We start from the raw sequence: 3329 nt of genomic DNA on the forward strand, positions 1-3329 counted from the left end.
CGCCATAAAAATATCAGCTACTTACGCGTCTAGCTGTCGAACTAGGGGGGGCTGGTCAGGCGCGAAGTCTGCGACACCGCCCCGATCACCGTCGTCTACGAAATTACTGATTTCGGGCGCACTGCCCTGGGTTTCCTGGATGAACTGCGCAAGTGGAGTGAGGGCCTGCCGAAGAGTTTGACCGCTGAAACGCGATAGCCTGTCGAGAGCGCGACCGGCCCTCAGCGGCCATTCAGGACGCTTGCAGCCGAGGTCGGCTTCGCGCCCATTGCCGACTAAGTCTCGGGTGCCTGTTCATTTCACAGATGCCAGGTAGGCGCGGCACATCGCCTTGAGGTCGGACTTCAGCGCCGAGATCTTCTCCTGTTCCAGCCCGCGCTCGAAGGCATTGCGGACGGTGCCGTAGATTACAGCCGTCAGAGACAAGTTGATCTGGTCAATGTCTCCGGTGGACAGATCCGGGCAGGCGCGAAACATTCCCTCGGTTGCCCTGTCCACACGCGCGGCGAAGTCCTGCACGAGCGCGTCGTTGTCCAGCTCTGCCACGGATCGATAGAGCGCGTGGGTCAATTCCATCCGTTCAGTCTTCACGGACCAATACGTGTCGATCAGGGCCTCGGCGCCCTCGCAAGCCCGGCGCCCGGCCATACGTGCGCAGGTATCTTCCACTTTCTCCGCCAGCCTGGTAAGGAACCGCTCGTTCAACGCATAGACAAGGGCCTGCTTGTTCGGAAAGTACTGATACATGGTGCCCACCGAGACGCCCGCACGCTCCGCAACCGACGTGGTTGTCAGGCCCGCCATGCCCTGCTTCAGCAAAACCTGAATCGTCGCCTCGAATATCGCGTCCACAGTCACACGTGACCGCGATTGTGACGGTGTTTTCCTAGGCTTGAGTGCGCTTGGTGAATGCTCCGACATATGCGAATCCAAAAGCTGAATATTTCTTCATATATCTGGGTTACCAGAACAAAAGGAAAGACTTATGACCCAGAAACGCATCGCGCTGGTGACCGGCGCCAACAAGGGAATTGGCTTCGAAACGGCTCGGAAGCTGGGTGAGGCGGGCGTTCATGTCCTGCTGGGAAGCCGCGACAAGGCGCGGGGAGACTCCGCTGCCGCGACATTGATGAACGAGGGGTTCATTGCCGAAAGCCTCCATCTTGACCTTGACGACGCCGAGACCATCGCTGCCGCGGCAGCGGCGATCAAGGGGCGTTTCGGTCGATTGGACATCCTCGTCAACAATGCCGGCATCTTTGATCTTGGCGACGCAGCACCCGGCAAGGCCTCTCTTGATGCAGTGCGCCGGGTGATGGAGGTCAACTTCGTCGGCGCGCTGGCAGTGACCCAGGCGATGTTGCCCCTGCTGCGCGCCGCACCGGACGCTCGCATCGTGAACCTGTCGAGCTCCATGGGCTCCCTGACCGAGAACGCTGATCCGGATGCGCCTTACTACTCGCAGCGCTTCATCGGATATAATGCCTCCAAGGCGGCATTGAACATGCTGACGATTCAGCTGCATGAAGAGTTGAAGGGAGAATGCATCAAGGTGAACTCGGTCAGCCCCGGTTTCGTCAAGACCGACCTAACCGGGTTTGGTGAGATGACGGCCGAGGAAGGTGCCCGGCTGCCCGCCGAGTATGCTCTCACGGCTGATGTCAGCGGTTGCTTCGTGGAGCCGAATGGCGCAACGCCCTGGTGAATTGCAGCAAAGTCCGCACTCAGTGAGTTCAGCTTCAGCTTGGTGAACGGCGAGGTTTTTCAAATCGGTCGTTTGTGATGATCGCGGCGAAAGGGTGTTGAGAGCCCTCCTTACCCGATGCTGCACTGCTAACTAATGTCCGCTCCTTGGGCCCCGACCAAAAACGACCGTTATTGCAGCTTGCGCTTTACCCGGACACACGTAAAAGCTGCGCCATCCACTTCGGCAAGAGCTGAGAACAATCTACGTATTGCTCGACCGACTTGATCAAAATAGGCCAAGGGAAGGTGTAGTGACGGACGATGTCATGAAAGAGAATGACCAGGCAGTGCAGCAGGCTGCTCGCAACCTGTTTCTAGGATGCGCACCGGAACGAAAGGCAGAGCTGGAAAACTTCTGGAAAAAATACCACCCTGAGTTTCAGTTGATGGACGATGCAGGATCAGAGGGTACTTTTGCTTTGGAGGCTGGCCTGTTCAGGATTGTTCGCTTCAATCACCTAGCGATGCGGGCGTTTTGGCTTGCCAGTTTTATTGCCTGGGAAGGTTATTCCGCATTTTCTAGGAGCACTGACACCAACGACATCGATCTCACCCGATTTCGATCAATGGTTCAGGCATTTCGCGATATGCTAGGTGCTGAAGACCCAGAAGTCGTGCAGTTGCCGCCGGGCGTGCCGGAACCGGGCAAATATTGCGATGTAAAGGATGATGTGGAAGCGCGCGCGGCAGGGGAACTCGCTACCATCGCAACTGGCTGGGCCTTCCTACATGAGCTCAGACATATCCAGCATCAACAAGACGGCACGAGCGCGACGTTCAATGCTCCCTCTATAGATCAACACGCCGAGGAGCTTTCATGCGATGAATTTGCGACCACATTCATTATGGAGTTCGTAGCGAACTACGCTGAACAATCCGGCGATGCCGAGGATAAAGTTCGGCAAAAGCGTGAGCTCGGTGTCTATTTCGCGCTGTTTGCAATGACGCTAATCGCCGCCGATCAATGGGGCGATTCAGAGTCCCATCCTGCCATGAAAATACGTATCGAGGAGGTTATCAAAAACATGGGTACCGAAGGCACTGGAATATCGGATGCGATAGCGCATGCAGCCTTCGCTGCATTATGGATCATCTATCCAAATGCTCTAGGGCCATTCAAACTATAGATGCACGCTCGCACGAAATCACCCACAGATTGTGTGGCGTTCTTTGCCCTCAAGCGACCGTTTTGACAAAGGCGAAACCTGCAAAGCCGACCTTGGCGCAACCGCAGCGAATTGGCGCTACGTCCCGCGGTACGGTCGCTCGGGCTTGGCGCAGCGAATGACCGGATTTCGCCCTCCTCGACCAATGCTGCCGGACGCACGAACGGCAGAAGTGGGGCTCACTCCAGCCTTGCGGCGGCGCGGAACCGGGTTTGGTCCCGCCGGAATCGGGACCGGTTGCTCAAAGTCGTGCTACGATGCAGCTGTCGGCGCGGTGCCGTCGCCGGGGTCGGGAGGGCCGGATGGAGACTCGTCATGTCGAAAATCCAGTTGCCAGCCGTGACCCCGAAGCGTCCGCCCTGGAACAAGGGCTGACCTTGCCCCCGGATCCCGGACTGGGAGTTAGATTACTCGCAG

4 protein-coding genes are annotated in these 3329 nt (G+C 57.5%); 3 read left to right on the forward strand and 1 reads right to left on the reverse strand.

What is annotated here, in order from left to right; all coding sequences use genetic code 11:
- Nucleotides 1-51: 51 nt before the first annotated feature.
- A complete protein-coding gene (locus tag ICN82_RS20935) occupies nt 52-198 on the forward strand; it encodes a winged helix-turn-helix transcriptional regulator (RefSeq protein ID WP_226898656.1) in 147 nt (48 codons plus the stop codon).
- Between the two features lie 96 nt (nt 199-294).
- Here the strand turns inward: ICN82_RS20935 and ICN82_RS20940 are convergent, their stop codons facing one another.
- Nucleotides 295-852, reverse strand: a complete 558-nt coding sequence (locus tag ICN82_RS20940) for a TetR/AcrR family transcriptional regulator (protein ID WP_330999047.1) — start codon at nt 850-852, stop codon at nt 295-297.
- A 133-nt stretch (nt 853-985) separates the two neighbouring features.
- On the opposite strand from ICN82_RS20940, the gene ICN82_RS20945 reads away from it, so the two are divergent.
- Together ICN82_RS20945 and ICN82_RS20950 are read left to right on the forward strand one after the other, a co-directional pair.
- On the forward strand, nt 986-1705 hold the full coding sequence (locus ICN82_RS20945) for an SDR family oxidoreductase (protein ID WP_193187248.1): 720 nt from the start codon (nt 986-988) through the stop codon (nt 1703-1705).
- A gap of 307 nt (nt 1706-2012) precedes the next feature.
- On the forward strand, nt 2013-2873 hold the full coding sequence (locus ICN82_RS20950) for a phage exclusion protein Lit family protein (RefSeq protein WP_193187251.1): 861 nt from the start codon (nt 2013-2015) through the stop codon (nt 2871-2873).
- The last annotated feature ends 456 nt before the right edge of the window (nt 2874-3329 follow it).

It is taken from the genome of Mangrovicoccus algicola (assembly GCF_014903745.1).
Lineage (GTDB): Bacteria > Pseudomonadota > Alphaproteobacteria > Rhodobacterales > Rhodobacteraceae > Mangrovicoccus > Mangrovicoccus algicola.